19 protein-coding genes and 1 pseudogene are annotated in these 21,510 nt (G+C 64.7%); 11 read left to right on the top strand and 9 right to left on the bottom strand.

Annotation, left to right across the window (positions count from 1 at the left end; genetic code table 11):
* The first annotated feature begins 30 nt into the window (after positions 1–30).
* Positions 31–756 (top strand): SDR family oxidoreductase, encoded by a 726-nt coding sequence (locus CR917_RS14840; RefSeq protein ID WP_104572554.1) that lies wholly within the window; start codon positions 31–33, stop codon positions 754–756.
* An 18-nt stretch (positions 757–774) separates the two neighbouring features.
* On the opposite strand, the gene CR917_RS14835 is transcribed toward CR917_RS14840, so the two are convergent.
* The 7 genes from CR917_RS14835 to CR917_RS14805 form a co-directional block, all read right to left on the bottom strand.
* Positions 775–3,279, bottom strand: a complete 2,505-nt coding sequence (locus CR917_RS14835) for a TonB-dependent receptor (RefSeq protein ID WP_158255590.1) — start codon at positions 3,277–3,279, stop codon at positions 775–777.
* A 126-nt stretch (positions 3,280–3,405) separates the two neighbouring features.
* Positions 3,406–4,386: a FecR domain-containing protein gene (locus CR917_RS14830; RefSeq protein WP_054914364.1), complete on the bottom strand. Its 981-nt coding sequence runs from the start codon at positions 4,384–4,386 to the stop codon at positions 3,406–3,408.
* Between the two features lie 55 nt (positions 4,387–4,441).
* The gene (locus tag CR917_RS14825) at positions 4,442–4,939 is read right to left on the bottom strand and encodes an RNA polymerase sigma factor (protein ID WP_104572552.1); all 498 of its coding nucleotides are present in this window, start codon (positions 4,937–4,939) and stop codon (positions 4,442–4,444) included.
* Between the two features lie 94 nt (positions 4,940–5,033).
* Positions 5,034–5,585, bottom strand: a complete 552-nt coding sequence (locus CR917_RS14820) for a dihydrofolate reductase family protein (protein ID WP_104572551.1) — start codon at positions 5,583–5,585, stop codon at positions 5,034–5,036.
* 136 nt (positions 5,586–5,721) lie between these two features.
* On the bottom strand, positions 5,722–6,252 hold the full coding sequence (locus tag CR917_RS14815; protein WP_078481125.1) for a cupin: 531 nt from the start codon (positions 6,250–6,252) through the stop codon (positions 5,722–5,724).
* 92 nt (positions 6,253–6,344) lie between these two features.
* Positions 6,345–7,175, bottom strand: a complete 831-nt coding sequence (locus tag CR917_RS14810; protein ID WP_104572550.1) for an alpha/beta fold hydrolase — start codon at positions 7,173–7,175, stop codon at positions 6,345–6,347.
* A 146-nt stretch (positions 7,176–7,321) separates the two neighbouring features.
* On the bottom strand, positions 7,322–9,181 hold the full coding sequence (locus tag CR917_RS14805; protein WP_054914368.1) for an ABC transporter ATP-binding protein: 1,860 nt from the start codon (positions 9,179–9,181) through the stop codon (positions 7,322–7,324).
* A gap of 221 nt (positions 9,182–9,402) precedes the next feature.
* Here CR917_RS14805 and CR917_RS14800 point away from each other — a divergent pair, with 221 nt between their 5' ends.
* Both CR917_RS14800 and CR917_RS14795 read left to right on the top strand, forming a co-directional pair.
* A complete protein-coding gene (locus CR917_RS14800) occupies positions 9,403–10,188 on the top strand; it encodes a PhzF family phenazine biosynthesis protein (RefSeq protein ID WP_104572549.1) in 786 nt (261 codons plus the stop codon).
* 81 nt (positions 10,189–10,269) lie between these two features.
* Positions 10,270–10,488 (top strand): hypothetical protein, encoded by a 219-nt coding sequence (locus CR917_RS14795; protein WP_043864019.1) that lies wholly within the window; start codon positions 10,270–10,272, stop codon positions 10,486–10,488.
* 45 nt (positions 10,489–10,533) lie between these two features.
* On the opposite strand, the gene CR917_RS14790 is transcribed toward CR917_RS14795, so the two are convergent.
* The gene (locus CR917_RS14790) at positions 10,534–11,409 is read right to left on the bottom strand and encodes a helix-turn-helix domain-containing protein (protein WP_052504313.1); all 876 of its coding nucleotides are present in this window, start codon (positions 11,407–11,409) and stop codon (positions 10,534–10,536) included.
* Positions 11,410–11,627: 218 nt separating this feature from the next.
* On the opposite strand from CR917_RS14790, the gene CR917_RS14785 reads away from it, so the two are divergent.
* The 7 genes and pseudogenes from CR917_RS14785 (at position 11,628) to CR917_RS14755 (ending at position 18,797) form a co-directional block, all read left to right on the top strand.
* Positions 11,628–12,482: a hypothetical protein gene (locus tag CR917_RS14785; RefSeq protein WP_052504312.1), complete on the top strand. Its 855-nt coding sequence runs from the start codon at positions 11,628–11,630 to the stop codon at positions 12,480–12,482.
* Between the two features lie 163 nt (positions 12,483–12,645).
* Positions 12,646–13,881: an MFS transporter gene (locus CR917_RS14780; RefSeq protein ID WP_043864017.1), complete on the top strand. Its 1,236-nt coding sequence runs from the start codon at positions 12,646–12,648 to the stop codon at positions 13,879–13,881.
* A gap of 186 nt (positions 13,882–14,067) precedes the next feature.
* Entirely contained in the window at positions 14,068–14,898 is an 831-nt protein-coding gene (locus CR917_RS14775; RefSeq protein ID WP_043864016.1) for a dihydroorotate dehydrogenase electron transfer subunit, read from the top strand.
* Positions 14,898–15,833 (top strand): annotated as a pseudogene (locus CR917_RS27735) (dihydroorotate dehydrogenase). Before CR917_RS14775 ends, CR917_RS27735 begins: the two are co-directional and overlap by 1 nt.
* Positions 15,830–17,086: a Zn-dependent hydrolase gene (locus CR917_RS14765; RefSeq protein WP_054914371.1), complete on the top strand. Its 1,257-nt coding sequence runs from the start codon at positions 15,830–15,832 to the stop codon at positions 17,084–17,086. Before CR917_RS27735 ends, CR917_RS14765 begins: the two are co-directional and overlap by 4 nt.
* Positions 17,083–18,441, top strand: a complete 1,359-nt coding sequence (locus CR917_RS14760) for a dihydroorotase (protein ID WP_043864013.1) — start codon at positions 17,083–17,085, stop codon at positions 18,439–18,441. Before CR917_RS14765 ends, CR917_RS14760 begins: the two co-directional genes overlap by 4 nt.
* A 26-nt stretch (positions 18,442–18,467) precedes the next feature.
* Complete coding sequence (locus CR917_RS14755) at positions 18,468–18,797, top strand: hypothetical protein (RefSeq protein ID WP_054914373.1); 330 nt, start codon at positions 18,468–18,470, stop codon at positions 18,795–18,797.
* 39 nt (positions 18,798–18,836) lie between these two features.
* Here CR917_RS14755 and CR917_RS14750 read toward each other — a convergent pair whose 3' ends face one another.
* On the bottom strand, positions 18,837–19,739 hold the full coding sequence (locus tag CR917_RS14750; protein WP_043864011.1) for a LysR substrate-binding domain-containing protein: 903 nt from the start codon (positions 19,737–19,739) through the stop codon (positions 18,837–18,839).
* A 148-nt stretch (positions 19,740–19,887) separates the two neighbouring features.
* On the opposite strand from CR917_RS14750, the gene CR917_RS14745 reads away from it, so the two are divergent.
* Entirely contained in the window at positions 19,888–21,471 is a 1,584-nt protein-coding gene (locus tag CR917_RS14745; RefSeq protein ID WP_104572548.1) for a peptidase M20, read from the top strand.
* The last annotated feature ends 39 nt before the right edge of the window (positions 21,472–21,510 follow it).

Genomic DNA, 21,510 nt, shown 5'->3' with positions numbered 1-21,510 from the left:
ATCTGATAAACCAATGACGGAAGCACTTTCATGAACAAACCCCTGATCATCGTGACCGGCGCCAGCTCGGGCATCGGCGAAGCAGTCGCGCGCCTGTTCTCTGCCCAGGGCCACCCCCTGCTGCTGCTGGCCCGGCGCGTGGAGCGCCTGCTCGCACTGGGCTTGCCCGCCACCCTGTGCAAGGGTGTCGATGTCACCGACCGCGAGGCGCTGCTGGCTGCGGTGAAGGAGGCCGAGGCGCAGTACGGCCCGGCCGATGCGATCGTCAACAATGCGGGGGTGATGCTGCTGGGAGATACCGCCACCCAGGCCCCCGAGCAGTGGGAGCGCATGCTGGATGTGAACGTCAAGGGCCTGCTCAACGGCATCCATGCGGTACTGGGCGGCATGATCGAACGCAACCACGGCACGGTGATCAACGTCGGCTCGGTGGCCGGGCGCAAGACCTTCCCCAACCATGTGGCCTACGTGGGCACCAAGTTTGCCGTGCACGCGATCTCGGAAAACCTGCGCGAAGAAGTGGCGGCGCACAACGTGCGGGTCATCACCATCGCGCCGGGTGCGGTGGAAACCGAGCTGCTCGGCCACACCACCGATGAGGCGATCAAGTCCGGCTACCAGGACTGGAAGGCCGGCATGGGCGGCGTGGTGCTGTCGGCGGACGATGTGGCCAATGCGATCCGCTACGCCTACGAACAGCCTCAGGGCGTGTGCATCCGCGAGATCGTGCTGACGGCGACCCGCCAGCAGGCCTGATGGCGTGCGCGTTGCGCGTCAGAAACTGTACCTGACGTTGAACATCACGTTGCGCGGGTCGCCGTAGTAGACCGAGTAGTAGTTGCCGATGCCGCTGTAGTACGTCTTGTCGAACAGGTTGTTGAGGTTGGCCGACACCTTCAGTTGCTTGCTCACGTCATACGCGGCCATCAGGCCGACCACGCCGTAGGCGTCCTGGAAGAACTTGTGGCTGGGCAGCGCCACGTCGTTGACGTCGTCGTAGAAGGTGTCGTCGACGAAGTAGGTGCGGCTCTGCCACTGCCAGTTGCCGCCCACGGTGAGCTTGTTCAGCTCGGCCGGCAGGCGGTAGCTGGTGGCGACCTTGAGCAGGTGCTGGGGCTGGTTGGTCGCCACGCGCCGGTGATCGACGTCGTAGGAGGCCTGATAGACGTAGCCGGCGTTGATGTTCCAGTCGGGCAGGATCTCGCCGGACATTTCCAGCTCCACACCGCGGGTGGTGGCGCCCTGCACGGCGCGCATCACTTCATTGCCGAACTCCCCGGTGGTGCCGGTCGACTGCGCCAGGTTGTCCTGCTTGAGCTCGAACAGCGCCAGGCTGGCATTCAGGCGACGGTCGAAATACTCGCCCTTGATTCCCACTTCGTAGCTTTGCCCGGTGAGCGGGTCCAGCGGCTTGTTGTCGGCACCCCGGTTGTAGGGCTGCGGCTTGAAGATGTCGGTGTAGCTGGCGTACACGGTGTGCTGGTCGTCGAGGTCGTAGGTGATGCCGGCATAGGGGATCACTTCACCGGTGTCGCGGGTGGCGGTGCGGCTGCTGCGCGGCAGCGCGTTGATGCTGTCCAGGCTCCACGCGTAGTCGGTGACCCGCGCCCCCAGCACCAGGTTGAGTGCGTCGGTGGGCTTGAGCACGACCGCAGCGTAGCCGACCTTCTGCGTGGTCTTGATATCGAAGGTCGACCACCAGGCCCAGTCGGTGGGGTAGGCGGCGTTGTTGTTCCAGTCGAAGGCATCGGGTGCCACGGCGTCGGTGCTGCCGTCGGTACGGTCCGATTGCGCGGTGGTGTGGGCATAGGTGTAGCCCACCACAAGGTCGTGGCTTCTGCCCAGCAGCGAGAACGGGCCCTTGGCGTAGATATCGAAGGACTTCTCGTCGGTATCGGTGTTGAACTTGGCCGCACCGCCCGGGTAGTAGCCGTGGGCGACGCTGTTGTCGTTCGGGTCGACATGGGCGGTGGCCAGGCCTGCGATGATCTCGCGCGAGGCATAGTTGCGGTAGCTGGCGGTGGCCTTGAGCGACCACTCGTTGTCGAACTGGTGATCGATGCTGGCGAATGCGCGCTGGGTGCGATGGTTGCGGTAGGCCCACTTGTCCGCCGGGTTGGTGGAGCGCGAGAAGCGCACCGGCGTGCCGTTCTTGTAGAAGGCCGGCAGGTGGGTGGTGGAGGACGCGTCGTTGTCGTTCTGCTGGTACTCGTAGCCCACGCTCAGCACGGTGGCGTCAGACAGGTCGCCGTCGAGCACGCCGTAGAAGATGTCCTGTTGCTGCTTCTGGTAGTCGATGAAGGTGTGCTGCTGTTCACGGGCCGCGACGAAACGCCCGCGCAGGGCGCCGCTGTCGAGCAGCGGTCCGGACACGTCCAGCTCGGTGCGGTAGTGATCCCACGAGCCTGCGCCGGCGGACACATGGCCCTGAAACTGGGCAGTGGGCCGCTTGCGCACCAGGTTGATCACCCCCGACGGGTAGCCGATGCCGTTGACCAGCCCGGTGGCACCCTTGAGCACCTCGACGCGGTCGTAGATCACCGAGTTGGTGATGCTGTAGTTGTCGCGCAGGTTGCCGGCGTCGGTGCTCAGGCTGGGCACGCCGTCATACTGGAAGTTCTGGATCTCGAAGCCGCGCGAGTAGAAGGTGAAGCCTTCGGAGTTCTCGCGGTTGACGGTGATGCCCGGGGTTTGCTGCATCACCTCGGACAGGTTGTTCAGGCCCTGGTCGTCCATCTGCTGGCGGGTGATCACGCTGATCGACTGCGGGGTCTTGCGCAGCGACATGTCCAGGCGCGTGGCGGTGCTGGTCTGCCCGGTGGTGTAGGAGCCGCTGCCCTCGGTGGTGCTGCCCAGGCTCCAGGCGCTGTTGATGGTGGTGGCACCCAGTTCGATGTTGTTGCCGGCGCTGTCTGGCAGCGGTACCAGGTACAGGGTCGAGGCGTCACTGCGCCCGAAGGTGAAGCCGCTGCCGGCCAGCAGTTGGGCCAGGGCCTGATCGGCGGAGTAGCTGCCCTTGACCGGTGCGCTGCGCAGGCCGGCGTCCAAGTTGCCGTCGAGCATCACGTTCTGCCCGGTCTGCTGGCTGAAAACCAGCAATGCCTGGCGCAGTTGCTGGGCGGGGATATCGAATGCCGTGTGCACGCTGACCGCCCCTGTACCGGGCGCGGGCACCTGGGCCTGGGCCGGTTGTGCCAGCAGCGCGCAACTGATCGCGGCGCCCAGCGCCGACATGCGCCAGCATGAACCCTGGGGGAACAACGTCTGGGGTGTTGCCATTTCCTTGACTCCTCGGCAGAACGACTTCGCCTGTTTGCGAATGGGTTTCATCTGCTGGTGATGACGCACGAGGAGTGCAAATGTCTGATGGGTACTGCAAATAATTTTCAATCAGCCATCGGCGGGTCAGGCAGGGCGGATGATGGTCACCAGGTCGGTGTAGCGGCTCAGGCGGATCGGCAGGGTGCGCGCCAGCACATCGAGCATCTGCTCTGGGTGCTGGCGATTGAGGATCAGGCTCACCGGGCGTGCCGCCAGGCGCTCGTCGGCGATGAAGATGCGGCCCTCGCGCCAGCGCTGCAGGTGATTGACCACCTTGGCCAGGGGCGTGTCGAAGAACACCAGGCTGCCGTTGCGCCAGGCCAGCACCTGGTCGAGTTCGGCGCGCTGCACCGGGCCGAGCCCGGCGGCGCCGAAGGTCACGGCCTCGCCCTGGCCCAGTTGTGCCTGCTGGCCGGGGATTTGCACCCCGGCATTGTGCTCACTGACGGCCAGGTCGGCGCTGCCGGCGTCGCAGGACAGGCAGAACGCACCCTGGTGGCTGACCACGGTGCCGGCCTCGGTGTCGATGCGCAGCGGGCGGGTATCGGCGGCCACCTTGAAATAGGCCTGACCACGCAGCATGCGCAGGCGCCGCGTGGTGCCGGAAAAGTCGAGGTCCAGGGCGGTGTTGCCGGCCAGTTCGATCACGCTGCCATCGGGCAGGCGCTCGGTGCGGGTTTCACCCACGCGCGTGTGCAGGTCGGCAAACGACAGGCCGTCGCCCTTGAGCCACAGCGTGGCCGAGCCGGTGGCCACTGCGGCGGTGCACGCCGCCATGGCCAGTTGCATGAAGCGCCGCCGCGAGACGCCGCGGGCCTTGGGGGCAGGCGGCGCCTGCACGGCAGGCAGCTCGGCGGCCAGGGCCCACAGCGCTTCGAGTTCCAGGTAGGCCTTGGCATGGCGCGGGTCGGCCAGCATCCACTCAAGCCACTGCTCGTGCTCGGCCTGGCTGGCCGAGCCTTCGAAGATCAGCGCGAACCAGGCGCAGGCCTGCTGCGAGATGGGGTCGGCCTGGGGCTCGTCGGGCGAGGCCGGGGCCGGCGTGGGGAAGGGCGGTTCAGCCATGGGTCGGGTCACTGTGCGGGCGGCGATGTATACAGGGGCGCATGATAGTCCACTCTCACTCGGCCATGCCCAGCTTGAGCAATTCCAGTGCCCGCACCATGCGGCTGTAGGCGGTCTTGGGCGAAATGCCCAGGCGTTCACCGATCTCCACGTAGGTCAGGCCTTCGCCGCGCGCTAGCAGAAACACCTCGCGGCAAGGCTCGGGCATGCGCTGCATCACGCGGTTGAGCGTGGCCAGCTGGTCCTGGGCGATCACCGTGCGTTCCAGGCTCGGGGTCTTCTGCTCCAGCGCCTGCAGCTCGGTGGGCTCGACCACCTCGCCCTTGCGGTGGCGCTCGCGACGCAGGTAGTCGATGAACAGGTTGCGCGCGCACAGAAACAGGTATGCGCGAAAGTTATCGATGGGCGTGCGCCCCAGCTGTTCGGACAGGCGTATGAAGGTTTCCTGTGTCAGGTCTGCGGCGGTGTCCTTGCAGCGCACCTGACGATTCAGGTAGTCCTGAATTTCTTCACGGTGGGCAAGGTACAACGCCTTGAGGTCTGCGCTTGACACGAAACACCTGCGAGCTGGGGGTCAGGGAGCGCAGGAAGATAACAGGAATTAATATCATTTAAAACAACGCGGCCGAGGCGCTGGGGTAGCGTCTCTAGCGGTTCGGGAGCAATCGGTAGTGGCTCTGCACGAAACCGTTGTCCGACGCGCAGGTGGCGACATGCTGCAGCTGGCGTTCGCTGCCTGCGTGGCTGAACAGCGCAATGCCCTGGCCAAGCAGTACCGGAATGCGCGTGATGATCAATTCGTCGATCAGCCCGGCCTGCAGAAACGCCTGGAGGGTCTGGCCGCCATCGATGTAGAGGTGCTTGAGCCCTCGTGCTGCCAGTTGCTCGACGATGTCGGTCACGTCGCCTGCCAGCACCTCGACGTTGGCCTGCGGGTGCGCAGACATGTCCACGGGCCGGTTGGACAGCACGATAACCGGGATGCCTGCATACGGCCATTCGGGGAAGGACAGCACCTTGTCCAGGGTCTTGCGGCCCATCACCAGGGCATCGATGCCGGCGATGAACTGTTCGTAGGTCACGCCGTTGAGCTCAGCGGTTTCATAGTCGGGGCGGTGCAGCCACTCGATGTCGCCGTCGGGGCGCGCGATGAAGCCGTCGATGCTCGCGGCGATGAATACGGAGCACTTGATTGTCATTGAACGTGAATTCCTCGTTGCTGTAGGCACGCCTTTGAAAACGGGCGGTTGGTTGGCGACCGAATGTACCGCGTTGCCAGCTCGTTACCAGTCATCAGCCAAAGGGCCTGGGCCTGCTGGAGCCAGACGCTGCCCTTCAACGCTGGTTGAGCCAATGCTGCTGGTAGGCCCCTTGCGGGTCCTGCACCGGGCCGTGATCGGGAAAGGGCAGGTTGGCGATACACGCAAGCTGGGCCTGGGTTGGCGCTTCGCGTCGGATGTCTGCGTGCTGCCCGGGCGGGTAGGCCCCCACCACCAGAAAGCCCGGGCTGCAATCGAGTTTGCAGTGGCCCGTGCCGGCGGGCAGCAACAGCACATCGCCTGCACTCACCTGTACTTCGCGGCCCCGCGGGCCGCCCAGCATCAGCCTTGCCTGGCCACACACCACGCCGAGCGCTTCGTGGCCCTCGGTGTGGTAGTGGTGGTAGGCGTAGATGCCATCGCGCCATTGCGCCGGCCAGCCATTGGCCTCGAAAGTGCGTTCGATTTGCGCCGCCGGATCACTGCCATGCAGCGCAATCGCGTGGGGGTAGATCAGCACCGGCAGCCGGGTGTTGTTGGGCACCCAGTCGTCGGGTTGCAGCCTCAGTACCTGCGAGGCTGTTGAAGGTGTGTGTCGAGTGTTCATGGTCGACCCTCGGCGATGAAGCCGGGGCGGCATCGGGTTGCCAGCCCGGCGTGGTGACAGGGAAGGGGCAGGTGGATGCCTGCCCCGGTCATCTAGCTTCGCAGGAACGCGAGCAGATCGGCGTTGATCGTGTCGGCGTCGGTGGTCGGCATGCCATGCGGCAAGCCCGCATAGGTTTTCAGGGTGCCGTTCTGCAACAGCTTCGCTGACCGCGGCCCTGAGTTTGCATAGGGCACGATCTGGTCATCGTCCCCGTGCATCACCAGGACGGGAATCGTGATGCGCTTGAGGTCGTCGGTGAAGTCGGTCTGGGAGAAGGCCACGATCCCGTCAAGGTGTGCCTTGGCGCAGCCCATCAAGCCCTGGCGCCACCAGTTCAGGATGGTGCCCTCGCTGGCGTTTGCGCCTGGGCGGTTGTAGCCATAGAACGGGCCTGACGGCAGGTCATGGTAGAACTGTGCGCGGTTGGCCTTGAGCTGCGCCTGCAAGTCATCGAATACCGACCTGGGCAAGCCGTCCGGATTGTTCGGGGTCTGGACCATCAGCGGTGGCACGGCACTGATGAGGGCAGCCTTCGACACACGCTCCTGGCCATGGCGAACGATGTAGCGGATCACCTCGCCGCCGCCGGTGGAGTGCCCCACGTGGGCTGCACCCTGCACGCCAAGATGGTCGACCACGGCCGCAATGTCGTCCGCATAGTGATCCATGTCGTGCCCGTCCCACACCTGGCTGGAGCGCCCGTGGCCGCGGCGGTCGTGCGCGACGACCCGGTAGCCGTGATCAAGGAAGAACAGCATCTGCGCATCCCAGTCGTCGGCACTGAGTGGCCACCCGTGGTGAAAGACGATCACCGGGGCATCGCGTGGGCCCCAGTCCTTGTAGAAGATCTCGACACCGTCCCGCGTAGTGACATACCCCATGTTCGTGGCTCCCGAGTGAAGTGGAGGGCGTGGTCAGTATCGTGTTGTGATCATGACCAGGTGAACAAAGTGCAGATCAGCGGATGAACGGCCTGCGCAGACGCTGCGATAGCCGTTGACCACGGACCACCGCAGGCTTGTACGGCTCAGTCCTGGTGCATGGCCTGTGCTACCCCCTGATCCTCACCCAGGAACCCGCCACTCTGGTGGTGCCACAGCTGCGCATAGGTGCCATTTCTGGCAAGCAACTCGGCGTGGGTACCCTGCTCGATGATGCGCCCGTCATCCATCACCACCAGCCGGTCCATGGCCGCAATGGTGGACAGACGGTGGGCGATGGCGATCACGGTCTTGCCCTGCATCATCTCGTCGAGGCTTTCCTGGATGGCCACTTCGACCTCGGAGTCCAGTGCGCTGGTGGCTTCGTCCAGCAGCAGGATCGGGGCGTTCTTGAGCATTACTCGGGCGATCGCGACGCGCTGGCGCTGGCCCCCCGACAGCTTGATGCCGCGCTCGCCCACCAGGGTGTCGTAGCCGCTATGGCCTTGCTGGTCGCTCAACTGGCTGATGAAACCGTCGGCCTGGGCACTGGCGGCTGCGCTGCGGACCTGTTCGTCGGTGGCGTCGGGCCGGCCATAGGCGATGTTGTCGCGAATGGAACGGTGCAGCAGCGAGGTGTCCTGGGTGACCATGCCGATGGCGCTGCGCAGGCTGTCTTGAGTCACATGGGCGATGTCCTGCCCGTCGATGCGGATCTGGCCGCTGTCGACGTCATAGAAGCGCAGCAGCAGGTTGATGAGCGTGGACTTGCCCGCGCCGGAGCGCCCCACCAGGCCGATCTTTTCACCCGGGCGAATGCTCAGGCTCAGGCCGTCGAGCACCTGGCGCTCGCCGTTGTAGTTGAAGCTCACCTTGTCGAAGGTGACCGCGCCGCCGCGGGTCTGCAGCACCTTGGCGTCCGGGGCATCCTTGACCTTGGGGCCGCGGGTCAGGGTGGCCATGCCGTCCTGCACGGTGCCGATGTTCTCGAACAGCGAGGTCATCTGCCACATGATCCAGTGCGACATGCCATTGATGCGCAGCGCCATGGCGGTGATCGCCGCCACGGCACCTGCGCCGACCTCGCCCTGGTGCCACAGCCACAGGGCATAGCCGCCGGCGGCCATGATCAGGGCCACCACCAGTGCCTGGTTGACGATCTCGAACTGGCTGACCAGGCGCATCTGGCGAAAGCCGGTCTGCTTGAAGTCTTCCATCGCCGCACGGGCGAAGTGCGCCTCGCGGTTGGAGTGGGAGAACAGCTTCACCGTGGTGATGTTGGTGTAGGCGTCGGAAATGCGCCCGGTCATCATCGAGCGGGCGTTGGCCTGCTCCTGTCCGACCTTGCCCAGGCGCGGCACGAAGTACAGCATGGCCAGGCCGAACAGCACCACCCAGGCAACGAAGGGCAGCATGAGCTTGAGCGCGAAGCCGCCGGCCAGCGCGATGATCGCGATGAAGTACACCCCGATGCCGGGGGCGATCTCGATCAGGGTGAACAGCAGGTCGCGCACCGCCAGTGCGGTCTGCATGACCTTGGTGGTGACGCGCCCGGAGAATTCGTCGGAAAAGAACGACAGGCTCTGGCGCAGCATCAGGCGGTGGAAGTCCCAGCGCAGGCGCAAGGGCAGGTTGATTGCCAGTATCTGGTGCTGAACCATGGTGCGCAGGGCCACCAGCCCGACGCTGCACAGCATCACGATGCCGATGCCCCACAGCACGCGGCGTTCCTGCGCTGCCGCATCGCCCCCGGCCTGCCAGGTGGAGAGCAGGTCCACGACCTGGCCCAGGAACGAAAACAGCCAGGCTTCATAGATGGACACCGCAGCGCTGAGCAGTGCGAACGCCAGAATGTAGCCGCGCGCACCCCGCGTGCACGCCCACAGAAAGCGTGCCAGGCCCACGGGCGGCGGGGGCACCTCGTCAGGAGGGAAAGGGTCGAGCCTTCGTTCAAATGCACGAAGCATGGTGGTCTCCAAAACGATCGAATGGGGGTAATTCTGACATCGAACGGCGGGCTTGCGGGACTTGTGGGGAGTGAAGAGGCGGTGGTGGTGTGCTGCGCTGGTTGAGAGAAAGGCCGCAATCGACCCAACGCGGGTTCCCGTTTCAGGATTTCAACAATAAATTGATAATTCAACGCCTGGTTGATATTTTCTGGGCCAGACGATCATTACTTGGGTGCCCGATGCAACTCGATATTTTCCAGGTGGACGCTTTTTCTTCCGAGACGTTCGGCGGCAACCCGGCGGCTGTGTGCCCGCTGGACGCCTGGCTGCCTGATGCAACGCTGCAACGGATCGCAGCAGAGAACAATGTGTCCGAGACGGCCTATTGGGTACGCAACGGTGAGGTGTTCGAGCTGCGCTGGTTTACCCCCGCAGTGGAGGTCGATCTGTGCGGGCACGCCACGTTGGCCGCCGCCTGGGTGCTGTTCGAACAGCGTGGTGAATGCCGCGACACGCTGCGGTTTTCCACCCGCAGCGGTGAATTGCGAGTGCGCCGCGAAGGCGGTCGCCTGGCCATGGACTTTCCGGCCAAGCAGCCTGAAGCCGTAGCCCTGCCGCCTGGCCTGCTGCAGGCCCTGGGGCTGCAACAGGCCGAGGCGCTGTATCGCACGGACGATTACCTGGTAGTGGTCGAGGATGAAAGCACCGTCGCCGGGCTCGACCCCGACTTTGCCGCCCTGGCCGCATTCGAGGTACGCGGGGTTGCCGTGACCGCGCCGGGTCGTCACATGGACTTCGTCTCGCGCTGGTTCGGGCCGCGAGTGGGGGTCAACGAAGACCCTGTCACCGGCTCGGCCCACACTTCGCTGGCGACCTACTGGGCCCAACGCCTGGGCAAGCGCAGCCTGAGTGCCGAGCAGGGCGGGGCGCGCAAGGGCCAACTGCACTGCGAAGTCCTGGACAACGACCGGGTCATCATCAGCGGTCACGCGGCGCTCTACCTGCGCGGCACCATCTTCATCTGAGGCCGGCCGGCCAAATCACTTCAAACTTTTCCTACCTCACGGGTTCTGCTTAGTAACACCCCGCACTTGAAGGAGAACCCGATGAAACCCACCGATACCAAGCAGGGCGACAAGGTCCCGCGGCCACTCTCGTCGGACCAGGCGCAGAAGGGCACGCCATCCCCCGACCCGGTGCTGGAACAACCGGACCCGGATACCGAGGCAGTGGACAAGGTGATCACGCCGACGTCCATCAAGGAGCAGGAAGAAAAGACCCGCGAAATCCAGCGGCGCCTGGCCGAGGCGCAAAGGAAGGGCTGAAAGCGGCCCTGCCGGGCCCTGCGTGCCTTGGCGTGCCAGCGCCAGTCACAGCTTGGCGAGCAGGTGCTGCAGTTTTTTCGTGGCTTCGCGCCCGGAACAGGCGCGGCTGAGCAGGTCGCTGGACATGTTCTTGTACATGTCCACGGCCTGGGCAGAGGAGGTGACGCTGGCAATGCCCACATGCAGGTTGGGCAGCTCCCCTAGCCGGTAAGGGCTCACCGCCACGTAGCTGGTGGTCTTCTGCTCGAAGATCTGGAAGGTGGCGCTGGGCAGTGCCTCGTCGATCAGGTAGATACCCGGGTGATCGCTGTTGGTCTCGACGATGGAGATCAGGTTCTCGATTTCCTTGCGTGCCAGCAGGGCGCGCTCCATTCGCACGCTGGGGGGCAGGTCCAGGCGGCCTACCAGGCCGATGTGCAGGTAACGCTCGATCTGACGCAGGCTGACAATCGACCTGACCTGGAATTTTTCGCGAAAGAAGGTGGATTTGCGCTCGTCCAGAATGCTCAGAATCTGGCTCTCCATCGCTTCCTGTGCCGGGCTGAAGCCCTGCGGTCGAGCCTCGTGGAGCATGGTCTGAAACAGCGCCGAGTATTCGGGCGTGGTCAGCAGGTAGGAAAACGGGTCGAAGTAGGAGATGACGCTGCTCGACCGGGCCTCCAGCTGGCGCATGCGCTCGAAGTAGCCGAGGGCGTTGTCGAAGTACTCCGTATCGGAACCCAGCAGGCTGGTCAGCGACACCTTCAGCAGGTCGGCCAGGCGCTCCAGGGTGTCGAGTTTGACGATCTTGCCCAGTTCCAGGCGGTACACCGCAGCCCGCGAGATGCCGAGCTTGTCGGCCACCTGGTCGGCGTTGAGCTGGCGGCCGATGCGAAAGGCCCGGAGGCGCTCGCCGATTGCCTGGTAATCAATCTGGTTCACTGGGGGATCCTTGTCGTTTTTCGTGGTGGCATGTTCTACCAGATCGGCTTGACGAGGCCATGGCGCGAGTGTATCAATATTTAGACATGAACTGTTGCTTGTCCAAAAAATATAAAAAAGGCCGACACATGTCCACACCACCCTGCACCTGCTGCGGCATCGCCTGCGCTGCCACCTGATACCACAACCCCACCCCCTACCTGATAGGAGCTTCCCTGATGAAGACTCGCATCGGCGCGCCCGCGTTCGCGCTTTTCATGACCCCGATGGTGATGGCTGGCCCGCCGCCAGCCTTCAGCGATACCTTTATCGGCTATCGCTACAGCAGCCATTTCTCGGACCCGGGCAAGCGCCAGGACATAGCCAAGCACATTGTCCAGCTTGCCCATGTGAGCAGCTACGCACTGGGCCAGCAGTTCGCCAACGTGGATGTGTTCAAGTCCGACCGCGATGACCCGCGCAAGGACAGCAGCAGCGGCGCCACCGAGGTCTACCTGACCTACCGCAATCAGTTGCAGCATGCACGGGTGTTCGATCGGCCGCTGGCGTTCGGGCCGGTGAAGGACGTCGCGCTGACCCTGGGCCTGGACTGGAACACCAAGAACAACGCGTTCCAGTCGCGAAAGCGCATGATTTTGATAGGCCCGACCCTCAAGTTCGCGCTGCCGGCAGGGTTTCTCGACCTCAGCCTGTTCTATGCCAGGGAATGGAACCACTGCGGGCTCGACAGCTGCCGGCAGCCGGGCAACCATTCGCGCATGGCGTTCGACCCGTTCTACCAGTTGAACCTGACCTGGGGCATACCGTTCGCGCTGGGCAGCCTGCCGATGAAGTTCCAGGGCTTCTACAGCTACAGCGGCGAGAAGGGCGATGACTACCGGCGCAACCCGACGGCGGATGAACAGCTGATGCGCACCTCGCTGATGCTGGATGCAGGGGCTGTGCTGGGCGGCGCAAGAAACACGCTATGGGTCGGGCCCGGATACGAGTACTGGCGCAACAAGTTCGGCAACCGCCGTGGCGACGGTATCGACGTGGACGCCTTGTCGATCAACCTGGAGTGGCATTTCTGAGCGCGGCGTTTTTTTTTGCGAGCCAACAATCTAAATATTTAGACAATCGCGCAGGCTGGCAGTACGCTTTGTGAAGCCTTGCACGGGCGGACCGGCGGCGATCCTGGGCAGGTTCAGGCGTCAGCTGTCTAAAAAACCATACAAAAACAAGAGGTAAACCAAGATGGCTTCTTCCGAAAAGCGTCCGAAGAAGGACGCGTCACCCAAGAAGGCCCTGATAGCCAGCGTGACCGGCTATGCGATGGACGGCTTCGACCTGCTGATTCTCGGGTTCATGCTGCCGGCGATCACCATCGGTCTCGGTCTGAGTTCCTCGGAGGCTGGCTCGCTGGTGACATGGACGTTGCTGGGCGCCGTGGCCGGGGGGCTGATCTTCGGCCAACTGAGCGACCGATATGGCCGGGTACGCATGCTGACCCTGTGCATCCTCACCTTCTCGATATTCACCGGGCTGTGCGCATTCGCCCAGGGCTACTGGGACCTGCTGATCTATCGAACCCTGGCCGGGTTCGGCCTGGGCGGGGAGTTCGGCATCGGCATGGCACTGATCGCCGAAACCTGGCCGGCCAACCGGCGCAATCGTGCTTCTTCCTATGTGGGCATGGGGTGGCAGGCCGGCGTGCTCGCCGCTGCATTGCTCACACCATTGCTGCTGCCCTACATCGGCTGGCGCGGCATGTTCCTGGTCGGGTTGCTGCCGGCGTTCGTCTCGCTCGTGGTTCGCCATACCATGAGCGAGCCGGCAGAGTTCGTGAAGGCCGCAGCCGACCCGGTGCCCTTCGCACGGCGCTTCACCGACCTGTTCAAGGACCGGCAGACCAGCAAGGCGAGCCTGGGGGTGATGGTGCTCACCTCGGTGCAGAACTTCGGCTACTACGGGCTGATGATCTGGATGCCCAGCTACCTGTCGAACAAGTTCGGCTTCTCGCTGATGGCCTCCGGAACCTGGACCGCAGTGACGGTGCTGGGCATGGCGTTCGGTATCTGGCTGTTCGGGCACCTGGCCGACCGTTTCGGACGCAAGCGCATGTTCCTGCTGTATCAGGCCGGCGCAGCGTTCATGGTCATCGCCTATGCCAACCTCGACAACCCCACGGTCATGCTGTTTGCCGGCGCGATCATGGGCATCTTCGTCAACGGCATGATCGGTGGCTACGGCGCATTGATCTCCGATCTGTACCCCGCGCAGATCCGTGCCACGGCGCAGAACGTGCTGTTCAACGTGGGTAGGGCCGCCGGTGGCTTCGGGCCGCTGGTGGTGGGCGCCGTAGCGCTGCACTATTCGTTCTCGGCGGCCATCATGCTGCTTGCCTCGTTGTATGGGGTGGCGATGCTCGCGACGGTGTTGCTGCTTCCCGCCTGCCAGGCCCACGACGTGCCGAAGCCGCAGCCGGCCTAGCCCGGCGGGATGGTTATGAAGTTGCCCTGGCTTATTCGTATCAAAAATTAGACAGAAACACCGAGCTGCAGTACAGTCAGCTTAAGCAATCGCTGAAACACCGCTTCATCTGCCGCTTCGTCACTGAGGCGGCATTTACTTTTGACCGTGCTGTATAAAAATTTAGACAAATGCGAGGCCACCTCAATGAACGTGATTTCCGGCTGCTGCCAGGCGAGTGCCCTGACTCCCCCAGACGACACCTTGGCGGTCGTGATTTCCAACCAATGGGTCAACGATGAATACAAGCGCCTGGTGCTACAGGCCGACGGCGCCGCCAGCCAGTCGCTTCCGGGGCAGTTCTTCAACCTGCTGTGCCCGAGTGAAGGCGAGCACAAGCCGTACTTCCGTCGCCCCATGAGCACTTACAAGGCCGACCCGGCCACGGGCCAGGTGGAGTTTCTGTACAAGGTGACCGGCAAGGGCACCTATGGCCTGGAGACGCTTGGCCAGGCGCAGACCGTGGAGATCCTAGGCCCGCTGGGCAAGGGCTTCGACCTGCAGCCGGGGTGGCAGCACATGATCATCGTGGCCCGGGGCGTGGGGCTGGCCACCCTGGCGCCGCTGGCCGAAGCGGCGCATCGGCTGGGCATCCGCCTGACCGCAGTGCTGAGTGCCCGAAGCGAGAAGAGCCTGCTTTCCCGCGAGCGCTTCGCCTCGCTGGGGGCCGACGTGCGGGTGGTGCTGGATGAGGATGGCAGCAGCTCGCCCGAACGGCTCGAACCGCTGCTGCGCCAGATCATCGCCCGTGAAGGCACCGATGCGCTGTTCACGTGTGGCTCCAGGCGGCTGACCCAGTTGCTGAAGAAGCTGAGCGCCGAGCTCGGCCTGGTGGGCCAGGTTGCGCTGGAGCAACAGATGGTGTGCGGCCTGGGCATGTGCCAGTGCTGCGTCGAGGTGTTCGAGGTGGACGGGCTCAGGGTGGGCAAGCGGGTGTGCCTCGAAGGCCCTGTATTCGACCTGGCGGAGGTGGTGTGATGATCAATCTGAGCGTACAGGTCGGCGGGTTGCGCCTGAAGAACCCGGTGATGCCGGCATCGGGCACCTTTGCCGAAGAGCTTGCCCACCTGCTGGACTTCAACCAGCTGGGTGCACTGGTGACCAAGACCATCACCACCGAAAAGCGCAGCGGCAACCCGATGCCGCGGGTCTGCGAGCTGAACGACGGGATGATGAATGCCATCGGCATTCCCAGCAAAGGCGCGCAGCTGTTCATCGACAAGGTGGTGCCGTTCTACCGCGACTACGACGCGCCGTTGATCGTGAGCATTTCGGCGCCCACGGCCCAGGGCTTTGCCGACCTGGCGGCGCGGCTGAGCGATGTGCCAGGCGTGGCCGGCATCGAGGCCAATATCTCGTGCCCCAACCTGGAAGCGCATGGCCAGTCGTTCGGCATGCAGGCTGAAAGTACCCGCGACGTGGTGGAGCTGATGCGCTAGGTCACCTCGTTGCCGCTGTGGGTGAAGCTGACTCCCAATGCCGGCGAGGTGGTGCCGGTTGCCCTGGCTGCGCAGGAGGCCGGGGCCGATGCCGTCGTGGTGGGCAACACGCTGCTCGGGTTGTCGGTGGACATCGAGCGAGGCCGCGCGCGGCTGGGCAACTTCATGGGCGGCATATCCGGCGCCGCCATTCGCCCGCTGATGGTGCGCCTGACCTATCAATGCGCCCAGGCGCTGGAAATTCCGGTGATTGGCTGCGGTGGCATTGCCACGGCCGACGATGCGCTGGAGTTCATCTATGCCGGTGCCTCGGCGGTGCAAGTGGGTACGGCCACCTTCCTGCACCCGAAAACCATGAACACCATGGTGTCTGAACTGGAGGCCTACTGCCGGCGCAAGGGCGTTGCCTCGATCAGCACCCTGATCGGCGCCCTCGACGATTTGCCCGCCGAGCCGTTTGGAGCCTTGCCATGATCGCGCAATGGCCTGAACAGGCCGCCAGACTGTTCGACACCATCGCCGCCTTGTCACGCGATGCCCAGGTGGGGATCACCCGCGAAAGCTACGGCCCCGGCGAGAGTGACGCCATCGCCTGCCTGAGCGACTTCGCCTTGACCCAGGGGCTGGAGGTGGCAACCGACCGTGCGGGCAACGTGATCTTCACGCGCAAGAGCGACAATGGCCAGCCCGCACTGTGGTACGGCTCGCACCTGGACTCGGTGCCCCAGGGCGGCAACTACGACGGCCTGGCCGGCGTTGTGGCGGGCCTGCTGTGCCTGTGCCGGCTCGACCGCGAGGGCGTGGCCACGGCGCAGCCGGTGCGGGTCATCGGGCTGCGTGGCGAGGAGAGCGCCTGGTACGGCAAGTCGTACATAGGTTCGCGTGCGCTGGTCGGCGGGTTGAGCGAGCACGACCTGCAGCTGACTAACCGCTTCAGCCAGCGCACCCTGGGCCAGGCCATGCAGGCCGTGGGCGCCGACCTGGCAGCGATTGGCCGTCAGCAGTGGCTGGTCGATCGCACCCAGTTTGCCGGCTATCTGGAAGTGCATATCGAGCAGGCGCAGTCGCTGGAGCGCATGGGGCAGGCCGTGGGGATCGTGCCCGGCATCCGCGGCAACCTGCGCCATAACCAGGTTCGCTGCCTGGGCGAAGATGGTCATTCGGGCGCCGTGGCTCGGGAGGACCGCCACGACGCCGTGTTTGCCGTGAGCGAGCTGGTGGCCCGCATCGACCAATGCTGGCGTGAGTACCTCGCGGCCGGGCGAGACCTGGTGGTTACCGTCGGCACACTGGGGACCAACGCGGCGCACCATGCCGTCTCGCGTATTCCCGGCGAGGTCAGCTTCAGCCTCGAGATGCGCAGCCTCGACATGGCTACGCTCGAGGCCTTTCACGCGGTTGCGCTGCACGAGGCAAAGGCCATCGAGCAGGCCCGCCAGGTTCGCTTCGAGTTCGACCTGCGTATCGACACTGCCCCGGCGGCCATGCACGCCCCCTGGGTCGAGGCGCTGGTGCGCCAGGCCCGCCAACAAGGCTGGCAGGGCGTGCTCACCCCCAGCGGGGCCGGCCATGACGCTGCGGTTTTCGCCAACGTCGGCATCCCCAGTGCCATGCTGTTCATCCGCAACCAGCACGGCTCGCACAACCCCCACGAGGCCATGGCCCTGGACGACTTTCTGGTGGCCACCGAGGTGCTCTATCACACGACACTGGAGCTGACACCATGAGCGTACCCCGCAATGCCTGGCTGATCCGCAACGCGACCCTGGTCAACGAAGGCCGCACCTGGGCGGCCGATGTGCGGCTGCGCGAGGGCCGCATCGACTGCATCGGGCAGGCCCTGCAGCCGCTTGCCGGGGAGGGCGTGATCGAGGCGCACGGCCTGTGGCTGCTGCCGGGAATGATCGACGATCAGGTGCACTTCAGGGAGCCCGGCCTGACCCACAAGGCGGACATCGCCAGCGAGTCGCGGGCCTGTGCAGCGGGCGGCATCACCAGTTTCATGGAAATGCCCAACACCAACCCGCCCGCGCTCGATCGGGCCAGCCTTGAAGCCAAGTACGCCATCGCCGCCGCATCGAGCGCGGTCAACTACGCCTTCTACATGGGGGCAAGCAACGACAACCTGGCCGCCATTCGCGCCATCGACCCGGCCAGCACGCCAGGGCTGAAGGTGTTCATGGGGGCCTCGACCGGCAACATGCTGGTGGACGACCCCGAGGTGTTGAACGAGATATTCCGGGTTTCGCCAGTGCCGATCATCACCCATTGCGAAGACACGCCCATGATCAATGCCGAGCTGGAAAAGGCCAGGGCGCGCTTTGGCGAGGACATTCCGGCCCGCGAGCACCCGCTGATCCGTTCGCGCCAGGCGTGCATCAGGTCCACTCGGCTGGCCATCGAGCTGGCGCGCAAGCACGGCACGCGCCTGCATGTGCTGCACATCTCCACGGCAGAAGAGCTGCAGCTGTTCGAGCCCGGCCCCCTCAGCGGCAAGCGCATCACCGCCGAAACCTGCGTGCACTTTCTGCACTTCACCGATCAGGACTACGAGCGGCTGGGCTTTCTGATCAAGTGCAACCCGGCGATCAAGTCGGCCAGTGACCGCGACGCCATCGTCAAGGCGCTGGCCGAAGGTCGGCTCGACGTGCTGGCGACCGACCACGCCCCGCACCTGCTCGAAGAAAAGCGCAGCACCTACGCCAAGGCGCCGTCAGGCATTCCGCTGGTGCAGTACGCGCTGCAGGCCGCCCTGGAGCGTGTCTTCTGCGGGGAGCTGAGCCTGGAGCGCCTGGTCGAGGTGGTCAGCCACGCACCGGCGCAGCTGTTCCAGGTCAGTGGCCGGGGCTACCTGCGCGAGGGCTACGCCGCCGACCTGGTGCTCGTCGACCCGCAGCGCCCGCACCGGGTGAGCAATGGCCAGGTGCTGTCCAAATGCGGCTGGACGCCGTTTGCCGGTACCGAGTTCTCATCGAGCATCGTCGCCACGTTCGTCAATGGCGAACGGGTGTGGGACGGCGCCACGGTGAACAGTGCAGTCCGTGGGCAACGACTTTCCTTCAACCGCGCCACGCCTGCCTAGTGGCGCAACAAGAGGTACGAACAACGATGAATTTTCATGAAATGGTGCAACGCTTCGCCGCCGCGCTGCCGGGCACCGACTCGTTCAAGCAGGCCAACGCCGACTGTGAGGCCATCATCCGTGACCAGCCGTTCCAGGCCGGCGCGGCCTTTCTGGTCGCGGGCTTTTGCCGCAGCTACGTGCTCATCTACGAGGATCAGGGGCTGGAGCACGACTTCGCCCTGCGCAACCAGCGCCAGCTGCTCGAGTACATGAACAGCCTGCAGGCGGCCCTGGCGACGTGCGATCACGCGATTGCGCACCAGGCGCTGATCGAGGTGGTAACCCATTACGCCAGGAGCGAGCGGATTTTCTAGGGCGGCGGCTGGCGGCGCCAGCAGGCCGGAGCCAACGGCCTAGAGCGCCGTCCAGGACTGCCTCGAAGCCTGCAGCTGGTTCTTGATCCAGTTGGTAAAGGCCCGCACGGCGGGCCGCTCGCACTTCTGCAGGTCGGTGACCAGGTAGTAGCCGCGGTGCGAGTGGATGACGATATCGAAGGGGCGCACCAGCAGCCCCTTGGCCATGGAGTCGCCACACAGCAGGTTGTCGCCCATGGCAACGCCCTGGGCCGCGATGCACGCCGCCTGTGCGCAATGTGCATCGGAAAACAGGATGCCCGTGGCCACGTTCAGCTCCGGGGTGTTCGCCGCCGCCTGCCACACCCGCCAGTCGCTGTAGTCGCTCATGTGCAGCAATGGGAACGCGGCCAGGTCCTGCGGGGCCTTGAGCCCGCCCAGGGCGTTGATCAGCCGCGGGCTGCAGACCGGAAAGTAGTTCAGCGCCGCTATCTGCTCCACCTGCATGCCAGGCCAGTCGCCGATACCGTAGGAGATGAACAGGTCGGCGTTGTGGTTGCTTACGTCATCCGCCGTGGTCGGTGTGACCATGTGCAACTGGACCTGGGGGTATTCCTTCACGAAGCCGCCGATGTGATGGCACAGCCAGTAGGTGGAAAACCCCGAGCTGCAACTGATGGTCAACTTGCCATACACCTCCTGGTCATCGACCCGCCGGCCTGCATCCTCCAGGTTGGCCAGCAGGCGCTGGATCTCCCGGGCGTAGCGTTCGCCGCGAAACGTCAGCGAGATACCCCGGCCCTGGCGCTCGGTCAGGGCAAAGCCGAGGGTGTCCTCCATGCCCGTGATCTGATGGCTGATGGCGCTGCGGGTGAGGTTGAGCTCAAGCGCCGCGGCAGTCACGCTGCCCAACCGGGCAACCGCTTCCAGGGCACGTAACGCGGGCATCGAGGGTAGACGCATGGGGCGCTCCACTGACTTATTGTTGAGCAAATATAAACATTAATGGCGAAATAAATCGATTGTCGTATTTTCTGGTTCAACAATACTAGGCAGGCCCTGCGGGTCCGAGCCGCTCAGCGGGGTCACATACCAATAAGGAATGCCCTGCATGATCGAGCCCAAGGCCTTTGCCCAGAACTGGGTGGACCAACAGCAAACGACCCTGTCCGACTGGCACCAGGTGATCTGGCACTATGCCGAGCCGGCCTTTCGCGAGTACAAGTCCTGCGCCTGGTACGTCGAGCTGCTGCGCAGGCAAGGGTTCGAGGTGGAGGAGGGCAGCGGCGGCATGCCTACCGCTTTCTGTGCCACGTTTCGCAACGGCGACGGCCCTGTGCTGGCGACCTACGCGGAGTACGACGCGGTGCCGGGCAACAACCAGGCGGCGACCACCCGGCGCCAGCCGCGCGAAGGGCTGTCGCGTTTCGCCCCGGGGCATACCGACCCTCATTCGGCGCTGGGCATCAGTGCCCTGGGGGGCCTGCTGGCCGCCAAGGCCGCCATGCTCGAACATGGCATCGCGGGCACGCTGAAATTCTTCGGCGAGCCGGCGGAAAAGCTGCGCGCCTCCAAGCCGGTGCACGCGGCCAAGGGCTATTACGATGACCTGGACGCGGCCATCAGCTTCCACCCCACGTACATGCTGCCGCTGAACAACACCACTACCTGGGATACGCACTGCGGCATCGCCTACGCCTACATCTATACCTTCACCTGCGATTCGCCCCAGGACTGGATCGCAGCGGACAAGTACAGCCCGATCCCGCAGAACCACCTGGCCGCCAGGGCGCCTGGGGCCAACGACGCGCTGGTGCACTTCTATACCCTGAACGAAAGCATGCGCCGCTCCACGTTGCCGTTCACCGGGCTGTGGAGCTACAACGAGGCGATCCTCACCGCCGGCCAGGCCACGGCCGACAACCTGCCGCCGCACATCGCGCAGATCCAGTACCTGTCGCGCTGCGACTCGCTCGAGCAGGCCGAGGCCATCTCCCAGGTGATGGACAACAACGCTACCGCCGCCGCCCTGGCCACCGGCTGCCAGTGGAACAAGACCTGGGTGTGCAAGTCCCGTGGCGGGCTGCCCAACCATGTGCTGGCGCAGGCCACCTACGACAACCTGCAGGCCATCGGCGCCCCCACCTGGGACGACGAGGCCATCGCCATCGCGCAGCAGATCCAGGGCAACCTGGGGCTCGAACCCATGGCCCGGCCGTTTCTGCCCGAAACCGAAACCCTGATCGACCCACAGGAGTGCGAGCGCCTGCTGCGCCAGCAGATGCCCGCCTGGCAAAAGCACCTGACCTCGGACGACTACCCCGAATACACCTGGCATTGCCCGACCGTGCGCCTGCTGGTGGCCCGCCCGATGCTCTCGGCGCCGCCCGGCTACACCTACCCGGACTGGGTGCCCAATGCCCTGGGCGGCATCCGCCAGACCATCGACCCGATGATCCAGGTGGCGGCCAAGACCATCGGTGCCACCCTGATCGACCTGCTCACGCGGCCGGAGCTGCTGGCCGCCGCCCGCCAGGAATTCACCGAGCGTACCGGCGGCGGCATTGGCGGCACACGCTGGCAGGCGCCGCTGCTACCCCGGGACTTCAAGGTCCCGCATGACTTCCGCTGGCCCGAATACATCCGCACCGCCCGTGGCGAGGAGTGGTGGATTCCGGCCCGGGACGACGAATAGCCGACCGGCGACGGCGCCTGCGGCGCCTTTTACCCAACC

Source organism: Pseudomonas sp. BRM28, assembly GCF_002939405.1.
Lineage (GTDB): Bacteria > Pseudomonadota > Gammaproteobacteria > Pseudomonadales > Pseudomonadaceae > Aquipseudomonas > Aquipseudomonas palmensis.
The sequence above is the reverse complement of the archived record's forward strand: the minus strand, read 5'-3'. Positions and strand labels throughout refer to the sequence as shown.

Bases quoted from the DNA above. Each gene is read 5' to 3' on its own strand.
- CR917_RS14840 (WP_104572554.1), top strand. From the start codon at position 31: ATGAACAAACCCCTGATCATCGTGACCGGCGCCAGCTCGGGCATCGGC.
- CR917_RS14835 (WP_158255590.1), bottom strand. From the start codon at position 3,279: ATGGCAACACCCCAGACGTTGTTCCCCCAGGGTTCATGCTGGCGCATG.
- CR917_RS14830 (WP_054914364.1), bottom strand. From the start codon at position 4,386: ATGGCTGAACCGCCCTTCCCCACGCCGGCCCCGGCCTCGCCCGACGAG.
- CR917_RS14820 (WP_104572551.1), bottom strand. From the start codon at position 5,585: ATGACAATCAAGTGCTCCGTATTCATCGCCGCGAGCATCGACGGCTTC.
- CR917_RS14815 (WP_078481125.1), bottom strand. From the start codon at position 6,252: ATGAACACTCGACACACACCTTCAACAGCCTCGCAGGTACTGAGGCTG.
- CR917_RS14810 (WP_104572550.1), bottom strand. From the start codon at position 7,175: ATGGGGTATGTCACTACGCGGGACGGTGTCGAGATCTTCTACAAGGAC.
- CR917_RS14805 (WP_054914368.1), bottom strand. From the start codon at position 9,181: ATGCTTCGTGCATTTGAACGAAGGCTCGACCCTTTCCCTCCTGACGAG.
- CR917_RS14800 (WP_104572549.1), top strand. From the start codon at position 9,403: ATGCAACTCGATATTTTCCAGGTGGACGCTTTTTCTTCCGAGACGTTC.
- CR917_RS14795 (WP_043864019.1), top strand. From the start codon at position 10,270: ATGAAACCCACCGATACCAAGCAGGGCGACAAGGTCCCGCGGCCACTC.
- CR917_RS14785 (WP_052504312.1), top strand. From the start codon at position 11,628: ATGAAGACTCGCATCGGCGCGCCCGCGTTCGCGCTTTTCATGACCCCG.
- CR917_RS14780 (WP_043864017.1), top strand. From the start codon at position 12,646: ATGGCTTCTTCCGAAAAGCGTCCGAAGAAGGACGCGTCACCCAAGAAG.
- CR917_RS14775 (WP_043864016.1), top strand. From the start codon at position 14,068: ATGAACGTGATTTCCGGCTGCTGCCAGGCGAGTGCCCTGACTCCCCCA.
- CR917_RS14765 (WP_054914371.1), top strand. From the start codon at position 15,830: ATGATCGCGCAATGGCCTGAACAGGCCGCCAGACTGTTCGACACCATC.
- CR917_RS14760 (WP_043864013.1), top strand. From the start codon at position 17,083: ATGAGCGTACCCCGCAATGCCTGGCTGATCCGCAACGCGACCCTGGTC.
- CR917_RS14755 (WP_054914373.1), top strand. From the start codon at position 18,468: ATGAATTTTCATGAAATGGTGCAACGCTTCGCCGCCGCGCTGCCGGGC.
- CR917_RS14750 (WP_043864011.1), bottom strand. From the start codon at position 19,739: ATGCGTCTACCCTCGATGCCCGCGTTACGTGCCCTGGAAGCGGTTGCC.
- CR917_RS14745 (WP_104572548.1), top strand. From the start codon at position 19,888: ATGATCGAGCCCAAGGCCTTTGCCCAGAACTGGGTGGACCAACAGCAA.